Raw genomic sequence first — 24873 nt, 5'->3', positions numbered from 1 at the left:
TGCCCTTCCGTAGCCTTCAACCGGAAAAGCCCGCGTGAAGACGGACCTCCATTCCCCTCTCGGACAGGAACGACCGCCGCGCCGCCAGCGCCTCGGCTGGCTCACGCGCACGCGCATCGCTGCCGCCCTCATCGTCGTGCCGGTCTTCGGATTATCTGCCTATTCCGCCGCCACCTCCCGCTTTGTCGGCACGGTTGCACCCGGAGAGGTGTCTGCGACGCAGGTCGCCGACAATGCGACACAGCCTCCACAACCGGCCGCAAAGCCTGACGACACCGCCAAGGGCACAGCCCAGGGACTGCCTCGGGCCGATGCCCGCTCCGGTGCGCGCGTCGAGAAGACCGAAACGGATGACGGCAAGGTCGTCACGAAGTTTTCGCCGGGCTCCCGCGACGGCAGCGGGCCGGTGATCGTCAGCGCCCAGCAGGTCGGGCAGGATCCGCGCATGGCCGCGCTGCCGAACCAGGACCTGATCGAGTCGAGCCCCTATGGCGACCTGCCGAAGGTCGGCGATGGCGGCCTGCGGCCGGTCGACCAATATGCCCGCCCCTGGTCGGGTGCCTACGGCAACCGGATCGCCATCGTCGTCAGCGGCCTCGGTCTGAGCCAGACGGGCACAAAGCACGCCATTGATCGCCTGCCGCCGGAAGTGACGTTGGCTTTCGCCTCCAGCGGCAACAGCTTGCAGCGTTGGATGCAGGAAGCCCGCCGCGGCGGCCACGAAATTCTGATCCAGGTGCCCTTCGAACCGCTCTCCTATCCCGCCAACGATCTGTCGCGCGACATGCTGATGGTCGGTCAAAGCGCCAGCGAGAACATCGAGAAGCTTCATCGTGCCATGGGCCAGATCACCAACTATACCGGTGTGATGAACTATCTGGGTTCGCGCTTTCTTGCCGATGCCGACGCGCTGGATCCGGTCATGCGCGACATCGCGTCTCGCGGCCTGCTGTTTATGGACGACGGCTCCTCGGCCCGCTCGCTGACCGGGACATTCGCCAAGACGCTGAACATGCCCTATTCGGTCGGTGACGTTCTTCTCGACGGCGATCTGAACCGCGCCGCCATCATGGGCAAGCTCGACGAGCTGGAACGGATTGCCCAGCGCAAGGGATCGGCTGTCGGCGTCGCCTCGGCCTTCGATGAAAGCATTGCGGCGATTGCCCAGTGGAGCAAGGACGCCGAGCGTCGGGGAATAGAGATCGTCGGGGTTTCCGCCCTGGCAACCAGCGCCGATCAGTAAGTCAGGAACGACATAGAAGTTGCAAGAGGACAGTCGATGAGCAAGAAGGCCGGCAAGATAACGGCGGAAGATCTTCCCTATCGTCCCTGCGTGGGCGTCATGGTGCTGAACGCCGCGGGCCTCGTCTGGGTCGGCAGGCGGATTCCGGACGGCAATTCGGAGTACGACGGTTCACCGCAGCTCTGGCAGATGCCGCAGGGGGGGATCGACAAGGGCGAGGAACCTCTGAAGGCGGCCTACCGGGAGCTCTACGAGGAGACCGGCATGAAGTCCGTCTCGCTTCTCGCCGAAAGTGACGGCTGGATCAATTACGACCTGCCGGCAGAACTCATCGGCATCGGGCTGAAGGGAAAATATCGCGGCCAGACGCAGAAATGGTATGCCTTCCGCCATGAGGGCAACGAAAGCGATATCGCGATCAACCCGCCGCCGGGCGGCCACGAGGCCGAATTCGACGCCTGGGACTGGAAACCGATGGGCGACCTGCCAGAGTTGATCGTGCCCTTCAAGCGCAAGGTCTATGAAGAGGTCGTCGCCCAGTTCGCGCATCTCTCCGGCAATTGACGGAACCTGATGCGACCGCCACAAAAAACCCGGCCTTTGAGCCGGGTTTCTTTTACCTGTATCGACTGTCCGCTTATTCAGCGGCGTCGGCGGAATCAGAATTGAGCTGACCGTATTTCTCTTCGCCGATCTTGCCGAGGAGTTCCAGCTGGGTTTCGAGGAAGTCGATATGACCTTCCTCGTCCATCAGCAGCTCTTCGAAAAGCTTCATGGAGACATAGTCTCCGGCGTCGTGACAGATGTCGCGGGACTTCTTGTAGGCCTTGCGGGCGTCATACTCGCCGGCGAGGTCGGCCTCGAGCACTTCCTTGACGTTCTGGCCGATGCGAAGCGGTGCGACGGTCTGCAGGTTCGGATGACCTTCGAGGAAAATGATGCGGTCGACCAGGCGGTCGGCGTGGTGCATCTCTTCGATCGACTCGGCGCGCTCCTTCTTGGCAAGCTTGGTGAAGCCCCAGTCCTGCAGCAGCCGGTAGTGGAGCCAGTACTGGTTGACAGCACCGAGCTCCAGAAACAGGGCCTCGTTAAGCTGCTCGATGACTTTTTTGTCGCCTTTCAATGTCCGCTCTCCTTTGTTCTTCGTGGAATCGTTTCAAGCGCGACATGAAATCGAACATCTCGGCCTCTGTCGAGGGGTGTTCCAGATGGTAGCGCTCGGTCGTGCGAATGATGATGTCGACGACATTCGGGAAGCAGCCACAGCAGCGCCCGCGCTTCGCCATCGCATGATAGACCTTCGAAGGCACGATCAGCTGCCAGCAATCCTCGTCGAGCAAGGCGACGATGGTGTCTTCAATTTCCTTGGCGGTGATGAAGTTACAACTGCAGACGAGCATTTCCAAGCGACCTGTCAAACATGACATTTACTATCTGGTTATCTGCTAAACATGGGATCGATTGTCAAGAATTTTCTCTTGCCGGACCCTGACGAGATATCGCCAGTTTGACGGCCAGCGCGGCTTTTTCATGGCCGCCGGACGATCAATGGAAGTTGCGGCCCTTCGGCATCAACTGTTCCAGCGCCCGCTGGTCCTCGCCCTTGTCCTTGCCCAGAAGGCCTGCGTAAGATTGCCGCGGCGTGCCGAACTGCCGTGACATTTGCGGTTTCCGAACCTCGTCGGCACGGGCCAGAAAGTCGATCCCGGCCCCCTTCTCCTCCAGCAGCGCCAGCAGGGGACTGAGGTTTTCGATGCGATTGGCCACCACGTGGATCACACCGTCCGCCTTCTGCAGCCGGCCGGTGACCTTCACCAGCCGCGCGCCCATGACAATCGAGCGGTAAGCCTCGAAGACCTTCGGCCAGACAATGGTGTTGGCGACACCGGTTTCGTCCTCCAGCGTCATGAAGATCACCCCCTTGGCGGATCCAGGCCGCTGGCGCACGAGGACGAGTCCGGCAACCGATACCAGCCGGCCGTTCGCCGTCGTTTCCAGATCCCGGCTGATCGTGATGTGGTCGGCATCAAAGACCTTGCGCAGGAACGAAACCGGATGCGCCTTCAGGGACAGCGACAGGTAACGGTAGTCGTTCAGCACCTCCTCGCCGGGCGGCATCGTCGGCAGCCGCATCTCCGCCTCCTTCTGCAGGTCGCCGCCACCGGCATTTTCAAACAGCGGCAAGCGTTCGGCCGCGCTCTGGCCGTCGAGCGCCCGCACGGCCCAGAGCGCCTCGCGCCGTCCGAGACCGATGGAGCGAAAGCAATCGGCATCGGCGAGCCGCTCGATGCCCGACTTCGACAATCCGGAGCGCAGCCAGAGATCACGAACGGAATCGTAGCCTGCGCCACGGTTGGCGACGAGCGCCGTCATATCCTCCTGCGAAAGCCCCTTGATCTGGTGAAAGCCGAGGCGCAACGACTTGCGCGTGCGGATGACCTTGCGCATTTCGCCGTGCCGCCGTTCGATCCTGCCGGGGTCGAAGGCTCCCTCCTCCAGCACGGAATCCCAGAATGACGCGTTGATATCGGCCGGGCGGATGTCCACGCCGTGCTCGCGCGCATCACGCACCAGCTGGGCCGGTGCATAAAACCCCATCGGCTGAGAATTCAGCATGGCGGCGCAGAAGACGTCCGGATAATGCGCCTTCATCCAGCAAGAGGCATAGACCAGGAGAGCGAAGGAGGCGGCGTGGCTTTCCGGAAAGCCGTATTCGCCGAAGCCTTCGATCTGCTGGAAACAACGTTCCGCAAACTCCGCCTCGTAACCCCTGGCGACCATGCCGTCGATCATCTTCCGGCTGAAGGTGTGAATGGTGCCAACCCGGCGGAATGTCGCCATGGCGCGCCGCAGCTTGTCGGCCTCGCCCGGCGTGAAGCCGGCCGCGACGATGGCGATCTTCATCGCCTGTTCCTGGAACAGCGGCACGCCGAGCGTGCGGCCCAGAACCTCGCGCAGCTCCTCCTTGGGATAGGTCACCTTTTCCTTACCCTGCCGCCGCCGGAGGTAGGGATGCACCATGTTGCCCTGGATGGGGCCGGGCCGGACGATCGCAACTTCGATCACCAGATCGTAGAAGCAGCGGGGCCGCAGCCGCGGCAGCATGCTCATCTGTGCGCGGCTTTCGATCTGGAAGACGCCGAGCGTATCGGCCCGGCAGATCATGTCGTAGACATCCTCTTCCTCTTTCGGGATGGTCGCCAGCGTCAACGGCCGGTCGTAATGAAGCGCCAGCATGTCGAAGGCCTTGGCCATGCAGGTCAGCATGCCGAGCGCCAGGATATCGATCTTCAGGATGCCGAGCGCGTCGAGATCGTTCTTGTCCCACTCGACCATGGTCCGCCCTTCCATCGCCGTGTTCATCAGCGGCACGACCTCGTCCAGCCGCGAGCGCGTGATGACGAAGCCGCCGACATGCTGGGAAAGATGCCGTGGGAAGCTCATGAGAGACGTCGCATAGGCAAGGACCCGCTGCGTGACCCTGTCCTGCATCGACAGACCTGCCGCCCTGGCTTCCCGTTCGGTGAAATCGGATGACGACCAGCCCCAGATACTGCCGGAAAGCGCCGACTGCACATCTTCCGACAGGCCGAAGACCTTGGCCACCTCGCGCCCGGCAGAGCGCATGCGGTAGCAGATCACGGTGGCCGCCAGCCCGGCGCGGTCGCGACCGTATTTCGCATAAATATACTGGATCACCTCCTCGCGGCGGGCATGCTCGAAATCGACATCGATATCCGGCGGTTCGCCGCGTTCCGGAGAGATGAAGCGTTCGAACAGGAGATCCGTGAGTGTCGGGTCGACTTCGGTGATCTTAAGGCAGAAGCAGATCGTCGAATTGGCGGCCGAGCCACGTCCCTGGCAGAGAATGCCCTGGGAGCGGGCGTAACGCACGATATCCCAGACCGTCAGGAAGTAGGGCTCGTAGCGAAGCTCGCCCACCAGCGCCAGCTCATGCTCGATCTGCCGGCGAACCCGCTCGGGAAGACCGTCCGGATACCGTTCCGCCGCGCCCTCATAGGTCAGCCGCCGCAAGGTCCCGGCCGGCGTTTCACCCGCCACCGTCTCGTCCGGATATTCGTATTTCAGCTCGTCGAGCGAGAATTGCAGCTTGCCGAAGAAGTCGAGACTGTTGGCGACCGCTTCGGGATAGTGTCGAAAAATCCGCTTCATCTCCTGCGGCCGCTTCAGATGCCGCTCGGCATTGGCCGACAGCAGATGGCCGGCGGCGGCAACCGTCACATGCTCGCGGATCGCCGTCACCACGTCGGCAAGCGGGCGGCGCTCTGTCTGGTGATAGCAGGCATCGTTGGTCGCAAGCAGCTTTAGGCCCGCCGAGCGGGAAAGTCGGGCAAGGCTTGCGAAAATTTCACGATCACGACCGTCATAATGGGGAACCAGCGCCAGATAGGCATCCGTGCCGACCCGCCGGCGAAGCCGCGACAGGAAGGAAGGCAGATCAGCAAACCCCGCATGGCGGTCGGGCAGGACCGCGAGAAGCAGATCGTCCGCCCATTCGAAGAGATCGCTCTCATGAAGCGTGCAGTCTCCCTTCTTCGAACGCAGGTTGCCCTCGGTCAGAAGACGGCAGAGATGCCCCCAGCCCCTGCGGTTCTTGGGATAGGCGAGAATGTCCGGCGTGCCGTCGGAAAACACCAGCCGGGCGCCCGGCTGATAGGGAATATTCTCCTCCTTCGCCATCAGATGCGCGCGCACCACACCGGCCACCGTGTTCCGGTCGGCGAGACCGAAACCGGAAAGCTTCATCCTCGCCGCCGTCACGGCCAGTTCCTCCGGATGCGAGGCGCCTTCCAGAAAGGAAAAATTGCTCTTCAGGCCAAGTTCGGCGAAGCCCTGATCGGCATTCATGCGAAAACTCCGTGCAGGAACCAGCGCGGCACGCCGGCCTCCCGCTCGTAAAGCCCTTCCCTGAAGAGCCAGAAGCGGCGCCCGGCTTCATCCTCGATCCGGAAATAGTCGCGGGTCGGGTGCGTCTCGCCATCGATCCACCATTCGGCCGCCAGCCGCTCGGGACCTTCAGCCCGCAAAACCCGGTGAAGGGCCCTGCGCCAGCGGAAATGCACGGGCGGTCCCTCGGGCACGTCGGCCATGGCCTCCACCGGTTCGGGATAGCGGAAAATACGTAAGGGCCGCTCGGCCCTGAATGGCGGCGGTCGCGGCTCGCCCGCAGCCGGCAGACAGTCGGCGGCCTCGCCTGCCGGCATCAGCACGGAGGCGCGCTCCGGCCAATGGCTTTCCCGCGTCACCGGCACCCTCAGGCAATCGGGGCCCAGCCGGGCGCTCACCCGGTCGACAAAGGCGGCAAACGACCCGTCCTCATCCTCCTCGCCGGTGAAGTCCGGCTGATGTTGAAGACTGGGCGCCGCCTGCAGCACGTTGAGCCGCAGCATTTCGAAACCGTAACCGGCATCATAGCTTTCATGCAGGGCCGCAAAGCGCTCCTTGAAAAGTCCGCCGATGCGCGCCGGATCGCGGGTCGGCAAGGAGGCGCCTGCGAGAATGCGAAACACCCTGCCATCCACCCGGAAGAGGAGCAGCTCGAACTGCAGCCCTCCCTCGCCGCGCGCCTCGAAGCCGGATGTGAGGGAGCCCGCCAGCTGTCCGGCGAGATGGAGAAGGTCGTCCTCCTCGCCGACCGGTTCGGAAAGCCGCCGCTCGGCGGACAGGATGGCGACCGGCCGGCGCGGCGAGACCGATTCTCCGGCCGAGCCGAGTGCCTGGTCGAGCCTGAGCAGGGGTTCGGGGCCGAAACGCCGGGCGAGCGGCGCGCGGGGTGCGCCGAGAATGTCGCCGACCCGCTTGAGCCCCGACTTGGAAAGCGTGAGCAACAGCTCCGCCGTCAGGCGCAGGCAGGCAAGCGGCATCGGGGCAAGGATCCTGGCCTCGTCCCCCTGAAACGACACCGCCGGCCCGCCGAAGCGCGAACAGGCCCAGGCGAGCCCCGGCGAGGGGGCGATCGCGCCACGCACATCGAGCCCCATATGGAAAAGCCGCGTGAGAATATCATCAAGCAAGGCCTGCTCGCCGCCGAAGAGATGCGCACAACCGGTAATGTCGAGGAAAAGACCATCCGGCTGATCCAGCGCCACCAGCGGCGTATAGCGATCGCACCAGTCGGCGATGGCCTCCAGGAAACGCAGGTCGGCCGCCTCGTCGGCGGCGATGACATCGAGATCGGGCGACATGGCGCGCGCCTCCGCCACGCCCTGACCACGCTTGAAGCCGATGCTTTCGGCCACCTCATCGAGCGCCGTCAGCCGCATGGCGCTCTTGTGCCTGGCCACGCAGGCGACCGGCGGATGCTCAGGACGCCCGGTCGAACGCCAGGACAGACCCCAGCGCCTGCGGGCGATGCGATCCGTCGGCAGATGCGGAAACACCAGCGCCAGAATGCGCTGGTCCCGCCGGGACGGGAACGGCGGCTGCATGAGAGGCAGGGCGGAAAAACTGACGGTCATCGGGGTTCCACTCCAGTTCGAATTCGGCGGGGATCGCGTGATGGCTCTTTTCGACGGCAAGACGAAAGGCGGGATGGCCAAGGCTTGCCTCCAGCCGGCTTCCGTCGGCAAGCGCGCGCAGTCCGCACGGCGCCGAAACGACATTGAGACGCAGAAGCGCGCTGCTCGCCTCCTCCTCTCCGCCCTGCCGGACGAGAAACAGGGGAACGCACGCCTCCCGGGCCCGCAAATGTAACCGTCGGCTTTCCGTCAGGCCGAAATGCCTGGGATTGCCGCAAATCTCCAGGATAGCGGCGGAGAAGGCCCCGCTGCCAAGCGCGGTTTCCGTCAGCCACAGGGTTTCCTCCAGATGGTCGGACGCCGCATAAAGCAGGCTCTCCGGCTGCAGGCCGAAATCCTCGAGCCCGGCGGCATAGGGCAAGCCGGCCTCGCGGCCTGCCATGGCGTCGGCAATCCAGATCAGCCGTCCATGGCCACCCTTCGCCTCCAGCCGCGCCTGCATCAGCGCGAAGACGGCAAGCGCGAAACCGCTTGCCGCTCCCGCTCCGGAGAGCCGCTCGGAACGCAGTTCGACCAGTCCCGCAGACGGCAGGCCGCCCTGCAGACGCTCGTCGACCTCGGTAATGCCGAGCGGCAGGACCGGATCGGCGGTCTCCTGGCATTTTTGCCAGGCGGTATCGCTGCGCGCGGCGGCAATCACGGCGCCACGCCCTTCGATACGGTCGATCTCTGCCTGCAGGGCAGCAACAGTCTGCCGCGCCACGGCCAGGTCTGCCATGACGTTCACTCCTTGGAAATTTTGACGTTTACAGAACCGGCCCGGAGTGTGGTGCACTCTACGGCCCAAATGTTCCTGTTATGTTCTTATGGATTCCAGAGCCCTCGAAAAGAGTCAACCAAAATCTCAGGATTTTGGTCCGCAGCCGCGCGGGGTCTCGAAATGATCGGCAGGAAACGCTATATGAGCGCCATGATGAAGGAGCATACATGGCCCGCATTGACTTGAGTGAAAACTGGCGGGACAGCCACGCGCCGACGATCAGCGTCTTCGAGTCGCTGGCCATAGAGGCCTACGGCAATCTTCCGGAAGAATTCCGCCAGCTGACCGGCAACCTCGTCATCGAGGTGACCGATTTCCCCACGGACGAGGTTTTCGAGGACATGGCGCTGGAAACGCCGTTCGATCTGCTCGGCCTGTTCGAAGGGTGCGGCATTTCCGAACGCTTCTCGCTCGAAACCGGCGACCTGCCGAACCACATCACGCTCTACCGCCGCCCCATTCTCGACTACTGGGCCGAGAATGACGAGACCCTGGGCGACATCGTCACCCACGTGCTGATCCACGAGATCGGCCACCATTTCGGCCTGAGCGACGATGACATGCAGCGCATCGAGGAAACCGCCGACACGATCAGCCGGTAGCCCGTCCGAAAAACAGCAAGCCTATTGCTCGGACAGCTTCATGTCGGGCTCGTAGTCCTTGCCGTGAACGTCCTTCACGACCGCCTGCCCGCACTGCATGACGCCGGCCTCTGCGTTGAACGCATAGGTCGGGGAGCCGGCGAGCGACCAGCCCTGGTTCAGGGCCGCTGTCACCTTGTGGCAGAAGGAAGCATCGTCCGGACCGGTCAGAAAGCGGTAGAGTTTCATCTTGAGGCCTTTTCACGTTCGGCAATCATGCGCGCCTTATGGACGAGGACCTCGGCTTCGGCAAGATGAAGCCGCTCGACCATACACCCGTCCATGTTGATGACGCCCATGCCCGCCGCTTCCGGCGCGGCAAACGCGGCAATGATCGCCTCGGCTTCCCGAAGCGCCGTCTCGCTCGGCCCGAACGCCGCATTGGCCGGGCCGATCTGGGCCGGATGAATGAGCATCTTGCCGTCAAACCCCATCGCACGGCCCTGCGCGCATTCGGCGGCAAAGGCGCCGAGATCCTTGAAATCGTTCGAAACGCTGTCGATCACGTCGAGCCCATAGGCCCGCGCCGCCAGCACCGTCTGCATCAGCCAGGGAACGAGATAGGAACGGCCCGGCTCCGGCAGGACGCCGGTCGACTTGCGCAGATCGTTGAGGCCCACCACCAGACAATCCAGCCGTGAGGCCTGCGTGCGGCCGGACGCCGCGAGCGCCGTCAGGTTCAGGATCGCCTTAGGCGTCTCGATCATCGCCCAGATGCGCAGGCTTTCCGGCGCGTCGGCCTCGGCCAGGCGGTCGAGCACGGCGAAGATATCCTCCGGCTCCTCGACCTTCGGGATGAGGACGGCGTCGGGCCGGCAGGCGAGCACGCAGTCCATGTCGGCGGCATGAAAGGCGCTGCCCGGCTCGTTGACGCGAATGATCGTTTCCATTGCGGCGGGAGATCGTTGGCTGAGCGCATCCGCCAGGTTCTGCCGTGCCTCGCCCTTCATCTCCGGGGCGACGGAATCCTCGAGGTCGAAGATCACAGCATCGCAGGCGAGCGAGGCGACCTTGGCGATCGCCCTCTGGTTGGCCGCGGGTACGCAAAGCACCGAGCGGCGGATACGGACGGGATGAACAGGCGTTGAAGGCATCATGGCAAAGTCATGCCAAGCTTTGAACGGCGGCGCAAGCTCCGACAAATGGCCGCATCCCCCTTGAAAGCGCCGCAATCAAATCTCACATTGCTCTCCATGAAAGGATTTTTCCCGATGCAGAACATTCGCGCCATCCTCCTGACCATTGCCGGAGTCGCTCTTGTCGGCCTGACGTTCGTTTTTGCCGCGTCCTTGACGGTTGCCTTCACCGGCATTCTCGCCCTCGTGATGATCGGCCGCGCCATCTCCCTTCGCCTGAAGCCCGCCCACGTTCACGCCCGCACCACCAAGGGCCGCGAGCAGGAGCAGATGCGCATCTGGAACGACGGTCGCGGCACCATCATCGACCTTTGAGCGGCGCGAAGTTTTTTCTTCATTTTTGCCTGAATTTGCTCTATTGCCGGGGCAACTGAAATTCCGGATGGCCATCTGGCGCCGTCCGGTTGCTGTATGAAGAAGGCAGGAAGGGCTTATGGACAAGTTCGTCAAACTCACCGGCGTCGCCGCACCCTACCCGGTCGTCAATATCGACACCGACATGATCATCCCGAAGGATTACCTCAAGACGATCAAGCGCACCGGCCTCGGCAAGGGTCTTTTCGCGGAAGCCCGTTATCTCGACGACGGCTCGCTCAATCCCGATTTCGTGCTCAACAAGCCGGCCTACCAGAACGCCCAAATCCTCGTTGCCGGCGACAATTTCGGCTGCGGCTCCTCGCGTGAGCACGCCCCTTGGGCTCTCCTCGATTTCGGCATCCGCTGCGTCATTTCGACGAGCTTCGCCGACATCTTCTACAACAACTGCTTCAAGAACGGCATCCTGCCGATCAAGGTGACGCCGGAAGAGCTGGAAAAGCTCCTCGACGACGCAAGCCGCGGTGCTAACGCCGTGCTGACGGTCGATCTGGAGAACCAGGAAATCACTGGCCCGGACGGTGGCAAGATTTCCTTCGACATCGACGAATTCAAGCGCCATTGCCTGCTGAACGGCCTCGACGACATCGGCCTGACGCTGGAGAAGGTTTCCTCGATCGACACGTTCGAAAAGAAGAACGCCGAGCTTCATCCCTGGGCCTGAAGCCCGACGAATGGCATTAACAGACCGGCCCCCGGAAACGGCGGCCGGTTTTTATTGGCCGACGCCCCAGTGCTTCAGGCCTTCGATGACGCCATCCGCCATGGATGCCTTGGCCCGATAATAGCGGCTGTCTCGAGACGTCAGCGCCACCAGTTCCGGCAGTGCATTGCCGACGACGACGCCACGCACCTCCGACAGGCGGAACATGCCGGCATCATTGCCGCTGTCACCAGCGACGACAACCTGACCGAGGCTGATCCCAAGACTGTCGCAGAACCAGGTCAGCGCCTCGCCCTTGTCGGCGCGATCGGGAAGGACATCGAGATCGCGGCTGCTCGAATAGACCAGCCTTGCCGCATAGCCGGCCTCCTGCAGGCGCTGTTCGATATCCTGGATTTCCGTTTCGTCGGCGTCACGCAGATACCAGCTGGACTTGTACCCGTGCTGGTAGCGCTCCGGCTGCCGCTCGATGCCGGGAATGCCGCGCATCACCGCGTCGATCGCGGCCACATCGAAATCTTCGCCGAGCATCGACAGAAACCCGGCGCTGTCGATGTCAGGATGATCGCCGGAGAGCATGGTGCCGACGCCGCCGATATAGATGTCAGGCGGCGGCAGACCTTCCTCCGCAACGATATCCTCCATGTCGTCGATCAGCCGCCCGCTATTGTAGACGAGAAGCGGCCGCGACTCCGGCTCAAGAGATTGCCAGAAATCGCGGAACCGCAGGACCGCCAGCGTGTTGCCGAGCAGCGTGCCGTCGAGGTCGGAGGAGAAGAGCCGGATCGTCGTCATCAGTCGTCATCGTGCCAGGGTTCGGCCCATTCCTTATCATGCGCCATGGCCTGACGCATGGGACGTCCCTCGACCAGAGCGATCAGCTGCTGGGCGATGCCGGTCCAGGTAAACAGGCTGCGGGATTTGTGTGCGCCCATGCGCGACAGCCTGCCATAAAGCCGCGCATGCTTGAAGGGCTTCATCATGGTGATGCCGAGATCCTCCTTGTCGAAGGGATCGGCAAACAGGCCGTGGCGGCCGTAGCTGATCGCCCGGAAGAGCCCGCCATGCACGGTAACCACCGTCGGCGTTCCGCTGGCCATCGCCTCGATCGCGGTCATGCCAAACGGCTCATAGCGGCTGGACAGAACGAACATGTCGGCTGCACGGTAATAATCCGGCAGGTCCTCGTCGGCGACGAATCCGGCAAAGGTTACCCGGCTATCGAGGCCAAGGGCACTGACCTGCGCCTTCAGCTTGTCGAGGATCGACCGTTCGTGGTCGTCCATATTCTCGCCGCCGACAGCAAGATGCAGATGCGCCTCCGGCACTCGCTCGGCCAGTACCGAAAAGCCGTCGATCAGAAGATCGTAGCCCTTGTTGGTCGCCAGCCGGCCGAGTGCCAGCACGGTCTTGCCTTCAAAGCCGAACTTCTTGCGCAGCATCTGCCGCGTTGCCTCGGAGACCGGGAAGAAGCGGTTGTCGTCATAGCCCGGCGGGATCATGTGCACCTGATCGCGGCTGAGATTGTAGTCGTTGATCAGCATGTCGAGCTGCACGGGCGTTGTCGCCACCACCATGTCGCAGCTGCGATAGATGATCAGCTCGTGGCGAATGCGCTCCGAGAAGTTGAACTCCGTCTCGAACTGGTCCGCCTTGTCCGGATAATCGGTTTCCATCTGGCGCTTTTTCCAGATGCCGAGCGAATGCGGCGTATGGATGTGCGGGATGGAGAAGAATTCGGACAGCCGCTGGCCGGCAACCCCGGCATCCCAATAGTGACTGTTGATGAAGAAATACTGCAGATCGTTCTGCTTGATGTAACGGATCGCCTTTTCGCACCACTCCATCAGGTGCCGGTGCAGGTATTCCTTGGGAATGAATTCGCGGCCACCGCAGGGAATGCGCACCACGCGCACATTCTTGTCGACCTCGTCGATCTCCGGCTGGTCCTCAAAGCGTCTGGTGAAAATGTCTACGGCGAATCCGAGCTGGGCGAGTTTCTTGGCAAGTTCGATGACGTAGACGACCTGCCCACCGGTATCTGCCGCTCCGAGCGGCGGGTCGGCGGCGACGTAGCCATGTGTGGAAATGAGTAGAATGCGGCTTAGGTAATCTGAATTATCTGATGTCATGATGATTAAGGCTAGATGCTCCTCCGTTCATCATCAAGGGATAATGGCTATTTTTTAGACTGGCATAAGTGTGTGACAATTTTAGGCAAGACACACAGAAGGCACAAAGACTTGAACGCATGACCGGCACCGAGGTTCCGGTGAGCGGCGAATAAATTCAGCGAAGCAAGATCAAAAATGGCGGCAGACCCGTTTGCAGATTGCCCCCGAAACGTACCGCGCCGTACGGCGAAGGCCGCTATCCGGCTTGAAAAGCCCCCTGACGCCGTTTAAGAACCGCCAACTCCTCATTTTCAGTCAAGAAGGGTGCCCTCATGACCGTCCGCAATCTGTTTCTCCTGCCCGGCGACGGGATCGGTCCGGAAGCCATGGCCGAAGTCCGCAAGGTCATCGCCTACATGAACAGCGACATGAACGCCGGCTTTACAACCGACGAAGGCCTGGTGGGCGGCTGCGCCTACGACGCCCATGGCGAGGCCATTTCCGAAGGCGATATGGAGAAAGCGCTTGCCGCCGATGCCGTCCTGTTCGGCGCGGTCGGCGGACCCAAGTGGGACAGCGTCCCTTATGAGGTTCGCCCCGAGGCCGGTCTCCTGCGTCTGCGCAAGGATCTGGAACTGTTTGCAAACCTGCGCCCGGCCATCTGCTATCCGGCGCTGGCCAATGCTTCCTCGCTGAAGCCGGAACTGGTCGAAGGCCTCGACATCCTGATCGTCCGCGAACTGACCGGCGGCGTCTATTTCGGCGAGCCGAAGACCATCACCGATCTCGGCAACGGCCAGAAGCGCGCCGTCGACACCCAGGTCTACGACACCTACGAAATCGAGCGCATCGCCTCGGTCGCCTTTGAGCTGGCGCGCACCCGCAAGAATGCGGTCTGCTCGATGGAAAAGCGCAACGTCATGAAGTCCGGCGTATTGTGGAACCAGGTGGTCACCGAAACCCACAAGGCCAAGTATTCCGACGTCAAGCTCGACCACATGCTGGCGGATGCTGGCGGCATGCAGCTCGTTCGGGCTCCGAAACAGTTCGACGTCATTGTCACCGACAACCTGTTCGGCGACATGCTCTCCGACGTTGCCGCGATGCTGACCGGTTCGCTCGGCATGCTGCCGTCGGCCTCGCTCGGCGCACCGGATGGCAAGACCGGCAAGCGCAAGGCGCTCTACGAGCCCGTACACGGCTCCGCACCGGACATCGCCGGCAAGGGTATTGCCAACCCGATCGCCATGATCGCCTCGTTCGCCATGTGCCTGCGCTATTCGTTCAACATGGTCACCGAAGCCGACAACCTGGAAAAAGCGATTGCCAACGTCCTCGACAGCGGCATTCGCACCGGCGACATCATGGGCGAAGGCTGCCGTCAGGTCGGCACCACGGAGATGGGCGACGCCATTCTGGCGGAATTCAAGGCGCTTTCGGCCTGATCCCCTGTTTTCCATGCGCGCGCTTCCCTATCTGTTGGGGGCGCGCGCCGCGGGAAACAAAAGTTTCACGTGAATCATTGCTCCGTGGCCTTGACAGAACTTAATAAAAACAGGTGAGGCGAGAAATCCTTGCAGGCATCTTTCCGTGAATGGCAGAACTGGCTGGAAGCCCGCAAGCGTCGCAATTGCACGCTGTTTCCCAATCTCTACTGGCGCCAGACCCTTGCCGTCACCGCCGGTCTCGTCTTCATCGCCGCACTGACGCTGGATATCCCCTTGGGCATGTCGGCACGGGAACTGCCTGCCTTCACACGCGCGCTCGGCAGCGACATCACCGATGTCGGCAAATCCGGCTGGATCCTCTTCCTCAGCGCATTCATACTGATCGCCGGAACGGCGGCGTGGTGGAGAAACCGCACCCGCCAGGGCATCCGCGCGCTGATGTACGCCAATCTGGCCGCCTATGTCTTTCTCTCCGTCGCGCTCTCCGGTCTTTCGGCCAACATCATCAAGCGCATCATCGGCCGGGCCCGGCCGATCTACTTCGACGATCTCGGCCCGTTTCACTTCTCTGCCTTCAGCGGCAGCCGTTTCGAGAGCTTCCCGTCGGGCCATTCGACCACCATCGGCGCGCTGTTCATGGCTTTCGCGCTGCTGACCCCGCGCTACCGCATCGCCTTTTTCCTGATCGCCGTCTTCTTCGGCATGACCCGCGTCATCGTCGGCGCCCACTATCCGAGCGACGTGATCGCCGGTCTTGCCTATGGCGGCTGGTTCTCCTTCATGATGGCCGCCGTCTTCTCCCGTTACGGCCTCGTGTTCCTGATCGATCGGCACGGCATACCGGCCCCCCGACTGCCGCTCTTCAGCGGCATCCGCGCCTGGAAGGCCAAACGGACCACTTGACTCCTGTAAAAATGCTCGTATTACCACGGCGTGAAAGGGAACCGTCCTATGCAATACCGCTTTGACATTGCCGGCCAAGACGCGCTTGAAGCGCATGTCGCCGCATGTTCCCTTTTCGTGACCAAAACCAAGGCCAAAACGAAAACGACGAAAACCGTCTGACGTCCTTCGGCCTGCCGCTATCTCCCCGGTAAGCCGGGGACGGAACGACCGCAACATGCGGTCGTTCACCTCCAAACCGACCGAGGAGAGGCAGAAAAGAGAGCAGGAAAATGGGTTTCAAAATTGCAGTCGCCGGTGCAACCGGCAATGTCGGACGTGAAATGCTGACGATCCTTGCCGAACGCGGTTTCCCCGCCGACGAGGTTGTCGCACTGGCTTCCAGCCGCTCCATCGGCACCGAAGTGTCCTATGGCGACAAGACGCTCACGGTCAAAAACCTTGAAACCTATGACTTTTCCGACACCGACATCTGCCTCATGTCGGCGGGCGGCGACGTCTCGAAGAAGTGGTCCCCGAAGATCGGCGAACAGGGCTGCGTCGTCATCGACAACTCCTCGGCCTGGCGTTACGATTCGGAAGTTCCGCTGATCGTTCCGGAAGTGAACCCGGACGCCATCACCGGCTTCAAGAAGAAGAACATCATTGCCAACCCGAATTGCTCGACTGCCCAGCTCGTCGTGGCCCTGAAGCCGCTGCATGATGCCGCGAAGATCAAGCGCGTCGTGGTTTCGACCTACCAGTCCGTTTCCGGCGCCGGCAAGGAAGGCATGGACGAGCTGTTCAACCAGACTCGCGCCGTCTTCGTCGCCGATCCGATCGAGAACAAGAAGTTCACCAAGCGCATCGCCTTCAACGTCATCCCGCACATCGACGTGTTCATGGAAGACGGCTACACGAAGGAAGAGTGGAAGGTGCTGGCCGAGACCAAGAAGATGCTCGACCCGAAGATCAAGGTGACCTGCACGGCCGTGCGCGTCCCGGTCTTCATCGGCCATTCGGAATCGGTCAACATCGAGTTCGAAAACGAGATCACCGCCGATCAGGCACGCGACATCCTGCGCGAAGCGCCGGGCTGCCTCGTGATCGACAAGCACGAAAACGGTGGCTACATCACGCCTTACGAATCGGCTGGCGAAGATGCGACCTACATCTCGCGCATCCGCGAGGACGCAACCGTCGAGAACGGCCTGAACATCTGGGTCGTGTCCGACAATCTGCGCAAGGGTGCGGCTCTGAACGCCATTCAGATCGCCGAACTGCTCGTCAATCGCGGTCTGATCAGCGCCAAGAAGAAGGCCGCCTGATCCTTCGGCGAATAAAACCACGCTTTTGAGGCGGCCCCCGGGGCCGCCTTTTCTTTTACGTGTCAGTATAACGCAACACCGTCCGGAGAATGCGCCATTTTTTAACGCTCTCGGAGTAGGGCAGTGGTGACAGAAACCCGGCAAACTGGCATGTTTCCGGCGAATTTCCGAATCCCCCAGGAGAATTTCATGCGAGCAGTAAAAACGATACTTGCGAGCGCCGCGCTGGCAGCCGCAACACTTCTAGCCACCGTTACCGGCGCATCGGCGGCCGCAAAATGCGGCAACACATCGGCCGGCTTCGACAACTGGGTTCAGGATTTCAAGCAGCAGGCGCAATCGCGCGGCGTCAGCGCATCGACGCTCGACAAGGCGTTTTCCGGCGTCAAGTACAACGTCCCGACTATCCGTGCCGACCGCGGTCAGCACAGCTTCAAGCTCTCCTTCGATCAGTTCATGCGCAAGCGCGGCGGTGCGTCGATCATCTCCCGGGGCAAGCAGGTCAAGCGGGCCAATGCCTCGCTGTTCGCAGCCATCGAACGCCGCTACGGCGTACCGGCCGGACCACTGATCGCCATCTGGGGCATGGAAACCGGCTTCGGAGGTTTCCAGGGCAACCAGCACACCATGTCGGCCGTCACCACGCTCGCATTCGACTGCCGCCGCTCGGCCTTCTTCACCGACCAGCTCTACGCCGCCTTGGAACTCGTCCAGAAGGGCTATCTGAGCCCCTCCGCACGCGGTGCCGCCCATGGCGAGATCGGTCAGACGCAGTTTCTGCCGCGCAACGTCATCCGTTACGGTGTGAGCGGCGACGGCAACCGCAGCGTCGATCTGATCGGCTCGCGCGCCGACGCTCTTGCCTCGACGGCCAACTTCCTTGTCGGCCACGGCTGGCAGCGTGGCGCCGGCTATCAGCCCGGCCAGGCCAATTTCTCGGCAATCCAGGGCTGGAACGCCGCCGGCGTCTATCAGCAGGCGATCGCCTATATCGGCCAGCAGATCGACGGCGCGCAGTAACCGCCGCCGCCTGACACCCTTTTTCGATTGAGATGACCGGCCCCCAGCGGGCCGGTTATGCGTTGGGCTTTACTATGCGTTGGGGCGGGCGAAATCGCCGGTGTCCGGATCCATGACCCAGAGTTCGCCGGTCGAAATGTCGAACCAGGCGCCATGTAGCTGGATCTTTCCCTTGTCCTCGAGGATCTTGACGCAGGGGAACGTCCGCAGATTGGCAAGCGAATTGCGGATCGACACCCGCTCGAGCGCCGTCTGCCGTTCGGATGCCGTCATCAGCGTATTGCCGATGATCTGCGCCGCCGTCGGCCGCAGCATGCCCATCCACTTGCCGATGAAGTCCCCCGGCGAAAGCGGCTCGCCATCCGGGTTCAGCGCGGCATTGATACCGCCGCAACGGCCGTGCCCCATCACCAGGATATCCTTCACCCGCAGCGACTGCACGGCGAACTCCAGCGCCGCAGAGGTCGAGTGATAGTTACCGTCCGGCTCGTATGGAGGAACCATGTTGGCAACGTTCCGGATCACGAAAAGTTCACCTGGGCCGCAATTGAAGATGGTTTCCGGAGCGGCGCGGGAGTCACAACAGGCGATCACCAGCGTCTGCGGCTTCTGGCCCTGCTCGGCCAGCGCTTTGTACCGATCGCGCTCGTCAAGGTAACGGCCACCCATGAAATCGTTGTAGCCGTCGAGCAACCTCTTGGGAAAGCGCAGCATGATTTTTGATCCCTGTTCATCTGTTTGGAATGGTTCTACCGGCTTTTGGCCGGATGATGAAGTCGTCGCATCTGTACCATGGCCATGGGTGTGGACAGGCTGGCGATATCCGTCTCCAGCATCAGCTCGTCGCTGCCGCGCTTGACCGCGCGGGCGGCCACTTCGAAAACGGTTGACGTCGCCATCTGCAGCGCCCGCTCCTCGTCCTCACCCTTGACGAGACGCGACAGCATCAGAGCGGCAAGCAGGTCCCCCAGACCGTTCGGCGACCCTTCGATGGCCCGATGCTCGGCCATCAGCGCATGCCGGCCCGAGAGGAACAGGTTGCCGGTACTGCCCTTCATCATGGCGACCGCCGACGTCGCCAGCACCTGTGCAGGGCCGAGCGACAACGCGGCATCGATGACCGCGGCATTGGTCTCCAGCGAAGCACCGGACATCCAGCCAAGTTCGAAGCGATTGGGGGTAGCGAGCGACGCAAGCGGAATAAGCTGATCCCGGACAGCGGCCGCGGTCGCCTCGGGGATGTAAAGACCGCCGAAATCGCCCATCACCGGATCGCAGACATAAAAGAGATCCGGGCGCCGGTCTCGCAAGGCCCGGATCAGGCGCGCGCTAGCATGCACCTGCCGCTCATCGGCGAAATACCCCGTCAGGACCGCCTTGATCTCCCCTGCACGCGGCGAATTCGCGAGATCGTCCAGCGCCCGGTCGAAATCATCCGGCGCGAAGGACAGCCGCGTGGCCGGGCCATGGCCCGGATGCCAGGGAAGAACCACGGTCGGCATGGCCCAGACCGGGTGGCCTAGCGCCTCCAGGGCAAAAGCTGCGGCCCGGTTGCCCACGGAGCCGCGAACCACATGGCTGGATATGACGAGTACGGCCGGAGAGACGTCTGACATAGAGGTGCACCACAAACGCATAAGGCTCATCAACCCAATAGGCGCCTGATGTCAACACCTTCGCCGGCCTTACGATTATTTGCATAAGTCAAATCGATTCAATCCTGGCGAAGGACAAAAGGCGCTCGACTTTGAGGGAAAATCGACGTTATGACTGGGAAAATGCAGATTCCAGAACGCGACTGAAGCAAAATCAGCCCAAAATTTGCGGATTTTATCCGAAAACGTCACGGGAGGACGTCAAAATGGCTTCGCGGAACAGCTCCAGACATGAACGGCTTATCGAGCAGGCTCGCTCCCTCGCCAAGGAGAGTGGTGCGCCCCATATCGATCCCGCCTACCTGTTCGGTCGAGCCAGCAACGACGACCTGGAACACTATTCCGCCGATATGCTCGCCCGCTCGGCCGTTCACGCCGCCGGCGAGATTTTCAGCTGGGATGGCGAAAATACCCGGATAACGATCTCGCAGGTCGAAGGGGTGGAGCCCAGCGGACAGGCTGCAAGCGTTCTGTGCATCACCGACCGCAACATGCCGTTCCTCTACGATTCCGTGATGACCGAAGTGTCTCAGAACCATCGGGATCTCTTTCTCGCGGTGCACCCGATCCTTGAGGTGACGGGCGATGGATCCGTCGTCCTGTCCCTGCCCGGCCAGAAGTCGCAATCCGAAACCCGCGTCAGCCATATCCAGCTGCATCTGCCGTTGCTCACGCGCGAACAGGCCGAACAGCTGGTCACCAGGCTCTATCACGTCCTCTCGCAGGTCCATCTGGCGGTTCGCGACTGGCGCCCGATGCTTGCGAAGCTCGATACCGCAATGGAAGAGCTCTCCACCTATAATGCCAGCCGGAAGAAATCCGATCGCGACGAAGCGCTGGCCTTCCTGACCTGGTTGCGGGACGAGAATTTCACCTTCCTCGGCATGCGCGAGTACGTCTATTCCGGCCACGGTCCCAGCGCCAAGGTCGAGCGCGACCAGGGACAAGGCCTCGGCCTTCTCTCCGATCCCGATGTTCTCGTCCTGCGTCAGGGGCCGGAGGCCGTCACGACCACGCCGGAAATCCTAGAATTCCTCGACGGACCCGACTTCCTGATCGTCACCAAGGCGAATGTGAAATCGGTCGTCCACCGGCGCGCCTATATGGACTATGTCGGCGTCAAGCGCTTCGACAAGGACGGCAACGTCATCGGCGAACTGCGCATCGTCGGTCTCTTCACCTCGACCGCCTACACACAGTTGACGTCGGAAATCCCGCTGCTGCGCTCGAAGGTGCAGAAGGTCGTCGATCATTTCGGATTCGATCCGCAGAGCCATTCCGGCAAAATGCTGATGAACACGCTGGAAACCTATCCGCGTGACGACCTCTTCCAGATCGATGCGCCCTTGCTGGCCCGCTTTTGCGAGCAGATCAACGATCTGAGCGAACGGCCCCGCGTCCGGGTCCTGCCGCGCATCGACCATTTCGACCGCTTCGTCTCGCTCCTCGTCTATGTGCCGCGAGACGAATACAATTCCGCGGTCCGCGAAAAGATCGGCAGTTACTTCAAGACCGTCTATGACGGCCGCGTCTCCGCCTATTACCCGGCTTTCCCCGAGGGCGGCGTGGCGCGCGTGCACTTCATCATCGGCCGCTCGACGGGCAAAACGCCGCGGGTGCCGCAGGCGAAGCTGGAAGAAGCCGTCAGGGAGATCGCCAGCCGCTGGGATGTTCGCTTCGCCCAGCTCGCCGGTGCCAAGGCGCCCCGCATCGAGACAAACCAGGCCTTCCAGGAGGCCTTTACGCCGGAAGAGGCCGTCGCCGACCTTCCGCATGTCATCGCCTGCCGCAACGGTGCCGAGATCAGCATCGACTTCTACAAGAGCGCCAGCGACCACGGCGATATCCTGTCGCTGAAAATCTTCCATGCCAATTCGCATCTCGCGCTGTCGCGCCGCGTGCCCTTGCTGGAGCATCTCGGTTTTAATGTCATCAGCGAGCGGACATTCGAACTCCACGTATCGACCGGCGATGACAAGAACCAGGTGATCGTCCTACATGACATGGAGCTGGAACCGCAGGACGGCCGGAATGTCGATCTGGATCGCCGCGGCGCAGCGCTTGAGGAGGCCTTCCTCGCCGCCTTCGCCGGCACGGTCGATGACGATATATTCAACCGGCTGATCCTCGCCGCCGGCCTTCAGGCCCGCGAAGCCAACGTGATGCGCGCCTATGCCCGCTATCTGCGCCAAACGGGCATCACCTATTCGCAGGGCTATCTCGCCGAAACGCTCAACAAGTACCCGAATATCGCAGCCGACCTGTTCACCCTCTTCAAGGAGCGCATGGACCCGACGGCCTCGGACAAAACCCGGGCGAGGCGGACGGAGGCCCTGACGGAAAAGGTCGAGGAAAGCCTCTCTTCGGTACCGAACCTCGATGAGGACCGCATTCTCAGGCGCTTCATGAACGCGATCATGGCGACGCTGCGCACCAACTACTTCCAGACCGACGCCGATGGAAAGCCGAAGCCCGTGCTGGCCTTCAAGCTCGATCCGGCGGTATTGGAAGGCCTTCCCGATCCCCGCCCGTTCCGCGAAATCTTCGTCTATGGCGTCGAGGTTGAAGGCGTCCACCTGCGCTTTGGCAAGGTGGCTCGCGGCGGCCTGCGCTGGTCGGATCGCGCGCAGGACTATCGCACGGAAGTGCTCGGCCTCGTGAAAGCGCAGCAGGTCAAGAATGCCGTGATCGTTCCCGTCGGCGCCAAGGGCGGCTTCTTCCCCAAGCAGCTGCCGGCAGGCGGCAGCCGTGACGAGGTCTTCAATGCCGGCCGCGAGGCCTACAAGACCTTTATCCGCACCATGCTGTCGATCACCGACAATATCGACGGCAATGATGTCGTCGGGCCGGCCGACACGATCCGGCTCGATGGCGACGATCCCTATTTCGTCGTTGCCGCCGACAAGGGAACCGCCACTTTCTCCGACACCGCCAATGCATTGGCGCAGGAAGCTGGCTTCTGGCTCGACGACGCCTTCGCCTCGGGCGGTTCCGCCGGCTACGACCACAAGAAGATGGGCATTACCGCCCGCGGCGCCTGGGAAGCCGTCAAACGCCATTTCCGCGAAATGGGAACGGACATCCAGACGACGCCGTTCACGGTCGTCGGCGTCGGCGACATGTCGGGCGACGTCTTCGGCAACGGCATGCTCCTGTCGCCGAAGATCCGTCTTCTGGCGGCCTTCGACCATCGCGATATCTTCATCGATCCGGATCCGAACCCGGCGACCACCCTTGCCGAGCGCAAGCGTCTCTTCAATCTCGGCCGCTCCAGCTGGCAGGACTACAACAAGGACCTGCTTTCCAAGGGTGGAATGATCATTTCCCGCGCCGAGAAGTCGGTGAAGCTGACGGCGGAAGCCGCCGCCGCAATCGACCTCAACAAGACGGTCGCAACACCATTCGAGATCATGACGGCAATCCTGAAGGCACCCGCCGATCTCCTCTGGTTCGGCGGTATCGGCACCTATATCAAGGCGCCGGAGGAAACCGACGCCGAAGTCGGCGACCGCGCCAATGATCCGATCCGCATCAATGCCGGCGATGTCCGCGCAAAGGTGATCGGTGAAGGCGCCAATCTCGGCGTCACGCAGAAGGGCCGCATTGTCTACGGGCTGAAGGGCGGCCGCTGCAACTCCGACGCCATCGACAACTCGGCCGGGGTGAATTCCTCCGACGTCGAGGTCAACATCAAGATCGCACTCGCAAGCGCCATGCGCGACGAACGGCTGACGCGCGAAAAGCGCAACACCCTGCTTGCATCCATGACGCCGGAAGTCGCCGAACTGGTGCTCGCCAACAATTATCTCCAGACGCTCGCCATTTCGCTGACCGCCGACAAGGGCGCGGCAAACGGCCAGGAACTGGGCCGCCTGATGAATGTGCTGGAGGCCGACGGCCACCTCGATCGTCATGTCGAAACCCTGCCGGACGAGGCCGCGCTGACCGAGCGCTACGCCAGCGGCAAGACGCTGACGCGCTCGGAAATCGGGGTACTTCTATCCTACGCCAAGATCGTCCTCTTCGACGAACTGGTGGCGAGCGACCTGCCGGACGATCCTTATTTCGCCGATCTTCTCGCCGGCTACTTTCCGCAGAAGATGCAGCGCACCTATGCTGCGGATATCGCCGGCCACCGTCTGCGCCGGGAAATCATTTCCACCCTGCTCGGCAACGAGACGATCAACTGGGGCGGTCCGGGCTTCATCGTCCAGATCGGCGACGCAACCGGCGCCACGTCTCCGGACATCGTCAAGGCGGCAGCGGTTGTCCGCGACGGCTTCGACCTGACGAGGCTCTGGGAGGAAACCCACAAGCTCGACGGCGCGACCGACGGACGCCAACAGAACGCGATCTATGCGGAAATCAGTGCAGTGCACGCCATGGGAACGCAGATCCTCGCCAAGACCGGCGTCTCGGCAAAGGGAATGGGCGAGCATGTCGAAGCCATCAGGTCCGCGGTGAAGAAGCTCAAGTCCGTGATCCCGTCACTGATTTCCGAGGATATCGCCACCGAAATCGCGGAGCGTGAAGCACGCATGATCGACGCCGGCGTTCCGGAAGAACTGGCGAAGGAAATTGCCGCGTTGCGGGGTCTTCTCGTCATCCCGGATATCATCGAAATCGCCACGGACTCGGCGCAGAGCCTGCAACGCGCGGCCACCGCCTTCTTCGAGGCCGGCAAGGCCCTGCATGTCGACCAGCTGATCAACTCCGGCAGCAGGGTGGTCACCGCCGACCATTACGACACGCTGGCGCTGGTGCGCTGCCTCGATCAGATCGCATCGGCACGCCGCCGCATAGCGGTCGCCGCCATGACCGGCAACCCGAACCACAAGTCCCCTGTCGCCGCATGGATTTCCGCCGACAAGGGGGCCATCGAGCGGATGGCGGCGGAATTGCACATTCTCGGCGACAAGACCGATCCGACGCTCGCCAAGATCGCCGTTGCCGCAGGCATCCTGAACGACCTTGCGCAAACTGCTGCCAGGTGAGAGTGTCTGACACGTCCCCTGCGTGGATGCCCGGTTAGCCGGGCTTCCAGCGCTTCGCCCCACATCATGCGGCC

The 24873-nt window shown here is 62.2% G+C and carries 21 protein-coding genes; 10 read left to right on the top strand and 11 right to left on the bottom strand.

The features are described 5' to 3' along the window. The first annotated feature begins 34 nt into the window (after positions 1-34). Together NN662_RS00500 and NN662_RS00495 are read left to right on the top strand one after the other, a co-directional pair. Positions 35-1243 (top strand): divergent polysaccharide deacetylase family protein, encoded by a 1209-nt coding sequence (locus NN662_RS00500; RefSeq protein ID WP_261928361.1) that lies wholly within the window; start codon positions 35-37, stop codon positions 1241-1243. Positions 1244-1279: 36 nt separating this feature from the next. Then, positions 1280-1807 (top strand): RNA pyrophosphohydrolase, encoded by a 528-nt coding sequence (locus NN662_RS00495; RefSeq protein ID WP_261928360.1) that lies wholly within the window; start codon positions 1280-1282, stop codon positions 1805-1807. 73 nt (positions 1808-1880) lie between these two features. Here NN662_RS00495 and bfr read toward each other — a convergent pair whose 3' ends face one another. The 5 genes from bfr to NN662_RS00470 all read right to left on the bottom strand — a co-directional run bounded on the left by bfr (position 1881) and on the right by NN662_RS00470 (position 8500). Next, a complete protein-coding gene (gene bfr / locus NN662_RS00490) occupies positions 1881-2366 on the bottom strand; it encodes a bacterioferritin (protein ID WP_261928359.1) in 486 nt (161 codons plus the stop codon). Then, entirely contained in the window at positions 2332-2643 is a 312-nt protein-coding gene (locus NN662_RS00485) for a (2Fe-2S)-binding protein (protein WP_261931824.1), read from the bottom strand. The genes bfr and NN662_RS00485 overlap by 35 nt, the downstream gene beginning before the upstream one ends. Before the next feature lie 145 nt (positions 2644-2788). Beyond that, positions 2789-6112 (bottom strand): error-prone DNA polymerase, encoded by a 3324-nt coding sequence (locus tag NN662_RS00480; RefSeq protein WP_261928358.1) that lies wholly within the window; start codon positions 6110-6112, stop codon positions 2789-2791. Continuing rightward, a complete protein-coding gene (locus NN662_RS00475) occupies positions 6109-7644 on the bottom strand; it encodes a Y-family DNA polymerase (protein WP_261931823.1) in 1536 nt (511 codons plus the stop codon). The genes NN662_RS00480 and NN662_RS00475 overlap by 4 nt, the downstream gene beginning before the upstream one ends. Next, positions 7568-8500 (bottom strand): ImuA family protein, encoded by a 933-nt coding sequence (locus NN662_RS00470; RefSeq protein WP_261928357.1) that lies wholly within the window; start codon positions 8498-8500, stop codon positions 7568-7570. The genes NN662_RS00475 and NN662_RS00470 overlap by 77 nt, the downstream gene beginning before the upstream one ends. 209 nt (positions 8501-8709) lie before the next feature. On the opposite strand from NN662_RS00470, the gene NN662_RS00465 reads away from it, so the two are divergent. After that, positions 8710-9144, top strand: coding sequence for a metallopeptidase family protein (locus NN662_RS00465; RefSeq protein ID WP_261928356.1), 435 nt, complete (start codon positions 8710-8712; stop codon positions 9142-9144). 21 nt (positions 9145-9165) lie between these two features. Here the strand turns inward: NN662_RS00465 and NN662_RS00460 are convergent, their stop codons facing one another. Then, positions 9166-9372, bottom strand: a complete 207-nt coding sequence (locus NN662_RS00460) for a DUF1737 domain-containing protein (protein WP_261928355.1) — start codon at positions 9370-9372, stop codon at positions 9166-9168. Then, positions 9369-10280 carry an HpcH/HpaI aldolase/citrate lyase family protein gene (locus NN662_RS00455; protein ID WP_261928354.1) on the bottom strand — a complete coding sequence of 304 codons (912 nt, stop codon included), beginning with the start codon at positions 10278-10280 and terminating at the stop codon, positions 9369-9371. The genes NN662_RS00460 and NN662_RS00455 overlap by 4 nt, the downstream gene beginning before the upstream one ends. 114 nt (positions 10281-10394) lie before the next feature. Here NN662_RS00455 and NN662_RS00450 point away from each other — a divergent pair, with 114 nt between their 5' ends. Together NN662_RS00450 and leuD are read left to right on the top strand one after the other, a co-directional pair. Further along, positions 10395-10634: a hypothetical protein gene (locus NN662_RS00450; RefSeq protein WP_261928353.1), complete on the top strand. Its 240-nt coding sequence runs from the start codon at positions 10395-10397 to the stop codon at positions 10632-10634. 118 nt (positions 10635-10752) lie between these two features. Beyond that, positions 10753-11358, top strand: coding sequence for a 3-isopropylmalate dehydratase small subunit (leuD, locus tag NN662_RS00445; protein WP_261928352.1), 606 nt, complete (start codon positions 10753-10755; stop codon positions 11356-11358). Between the two features lie 51 nt (positions 11359-11409). Here leuD and NN662_RS00440 read toward each other — a convergent pair whose 3' ends face one another. Further along, positions 11410-12153 (bottom strand): HAD family hydrolase, encoded by a 744-nt coding sequence (locus NN662_RS00440; RefSeq protein ID WP_261928351.1) that lies wholly within the window; start codon positions 12151-12153, stop codon positions 11410-11412. Beyond that, positions 12153-13490, bottom strand: a complete 1338-nt coding sequence (locus NN662_RS00435) for a glycosyltransferase family 4 protein (protein ID WP_261928350.1) — start codon at positions 13488-13490, stop codon at positions 12153-12155. The genes NN662_RS00440 and NN662_RS00435 overlap by 1 nt, the downstream gene beginning before the upstream one ends. A gap of 314 nt (positions 13491-13804) precedes the next feature. On the opposite strand from NN662_RS00435, the gene leuB reads away from it, so the two are divergent. The 4 genes from leuB to NN662_RS00415 all read left to right on the top strand — a co-directional run bounded on the left by leuB (position 13805) and on the right by NN662_RS00415 (position 18150). After that, on the top strand, positions 13805-14917 hold the full coding sequence (gene leuB, locus NN662_RS00430) for a 3-isopropylmalate dehydrogenase (protein WP_261928349.1): 1113 nt from the start codon (positions 13805-13807) through the stop codon (positions 14915-14917). Between the two features lie 129 nt (positions 14918-15046). After that, complete coding sequence (gene lpxE / locus NN662_RS00425) at positions 15047-15823, top strand: lipid A 1-phosphatase LpxE (protein ID WP_261928348.1); 777 nt, start codon at positions 15047-15049, stop codon at positions 15821-15823. A 272-nt stretch (positions 15824-16095) separates the two neighbouring features. Further along, positions 16096-17130, top strand: a complete 1035-nt coding sequence (locus NN662_RS00420; protein ID WP_261928347.1) for an aspartate-semialdehyde dehydrogenase — start codon at positions 16096-16098, stop codon at positions 17128-17130. Positions 17131-17319: 189 nt separating this feature from the next. Next, positions 17320-18150: a lytic transglycosylase domain-containing protein gene (locus NN662_RS00415; RefSeq protein WP_261928346.1), complete on the top strand. Its 831-nt coding sequence runs from the start codon at positions 17320-17322 to the stop codon at positions 18148-18150. Positions 18151-18222: 72 nt separating this feature from the next. On the opposite strand, the gene NN662_RS00410 is transcribed toward NN662_RS00415, so the two are convergent. Together NN662_RS00410 and pdxY are read right to left on the bottom strand one after the other, a co-directional pair. Continuing rightward, on the bottom strand, positions 18223-18864 hold the full coding sequence (locus NN662_RS00410) for a carbonic anhydrase (protein ID WP_261928345.1): 642 nt from the start codon (positions 18862-18864) through the stop codon (positions 18223-18225). A 35-nt stretch (positions 18865-18899) separates the two neighbouring features. Continuing rightward, on the bottom strand, positions 18900-19766 hold the full coding sequence (gene pdxY, locus NN662_RS00405; RefSeq protein ID WP_261928344.1) for a pyridoxal kinase PdxY: 867 nt from the start codon (positions 19764-19766) through the stop codon (positions 18900-18902). 245 nt (positions 19767-20011) lie between these two features. Between pdxY and NN662_RS00400 the strand changes: the two genes are divergently transcribed. Next, positions 20012-24799: an NAD-glutamate dehydrogenase gene (locus NN662_RS00400; RefSeq protein WP_261928343.1), complete on the top strand. Its 4788-nt coding sequence runs from the start codon at positions 20012-20014 to the stop codon at positions 24797-24799. The last annotated feature ends 74 nt before the right edge of the window (positions 24800-24873 follow it).

The organism is Rhizobium sp. NRK18 (assembly GCF_024385575.1).
GTDB lineage: Bacteria > Pseudomonadota > Alphaproteobacteria > Rhizobiales > Rhizobiaceae > JANFMV01.
The sequence above is the reverse complement of the archived record's forward strand: the minus strand, read 5'-3'. Positions and strand labels throughout refer to the sequence as shown.

Bases quoted from the DNA above. Each gene is read 5' to 3' on its own strand.
- NN662_RS00410 (WP_261928345.1), bottom strand. From the start codon at position 18,864: ATGCTGCGCTTTCCCAAGAGGTTGCTCGACGGCTACAACGATTTCATG.
- NN662_RS00420 (WP_261928347.1), top strand. From the start codon at position 16,096: ATGGGTTTCAAAATTGCAGTCGCCGGTGCAACCGGCAATGTCGGACGT.
- NN662_RS00485 (WP_261931824.1), bottom strand. From the start codon at position 2,643: ATGCTCGTCTGCAGTTGTAACTTCATCACCGCCAAGGAAATTGAAGAC.
- NN662_RS00415 (WP_261928346.1), top strand. From the start codon at position 17,320: ATGCGAGCAGTAAAAACGATACTTGCGAGCGCCGCGCTGGCAGCCGCA.
- leuD (WP_261928352.1), top strand. From the start codon at position 10,753: ATGGACAAGTTCGTCAAACTCACCGGCGTCGCCGCACCCTACCCGGTC.
- NN662_RS00460 (WP_261928355.1), bottom strand. From the start codon at position 9,372: ATGAAACTCTACCGCTTTCTGACCGGTCCGGACGATGCTTCCTTCTGC.
- NN662_RS00400 (WP_261928343.1), top strand. From the start codon at position 20,012: ATGGCTTCGCGGAACAGCTCCAGACATGAACGGCTTATCGAGCAGGCT.
- pdxY (WP_261928344.1), bottom strand. From the start codon at position 19,766: ATGTCAGACGTCTCTCCGGCCGTACTCGTCATATCCAGCCATGTGGTT.
- NN662_RS00495 (WP_261928360.1), top strand. From the start codon at position 1,280: ATGAGCAAGAAGGCCGGCAAGATAACGGCGGAAGATCTTCCCTATCGT.
- NN662_RS00465 (WP_261928356.1), top strand. From the start codon at position 8,710: ATGGCCCGCATTGACTTGAGTGAAAACTGGCGGGACAGCCACGCGCCG.
- NN662_RS00455 (WP_261928354.1), bottom strand. From the start codon at position 10,280: ATGATGCCTTCAACGCCTGTTCATCCCGTCCGTATCCGCCGCTCGGTG.
- NN662_RS00440 (WP_261928351.1), bottom strand. From the start codon at position 12,153: ATGACGACGATCCGGCTCTTCTCCTCCGACCTCGACGGCACGCTGCTC.
- NN662_RS00450 (WP_261928353.1), top strand. From the start codon at position 10,395: ATGCAGAACATTCGCGCCATCCTCCTGACCATTGCCGGAGTCGCTCTT.
- NN662_RS00470 (WP_261928357.1), bottom strand. From the start codon at position 8,500: ATGGCAGACCTGGCCGTGGCGCGGCAGACTGTTGCTGCCCTGCAGGCA.
- NN662_RS00480 (WP_261928358.1), bottom strand. From the start codon at position 6,112: ATGAATGCCGATCAGGGCTTCGCCGAACTTGGCCTGAAGAGCAATTTT.
- leuB (WP_261928349.1), top strand. From the start codon at position 13,805: ATGACCGTCCGCAATCTGTTTCTCCTGCCCGGCGACGGGATCGGTCCG.
- NN662_RS00435 (WP_261928350.1), bottom strand. From the start codon at position 13,490: ATGACATCAGATAATTCAGATTACCTAAGCCGCATTCTACTCATTTCC.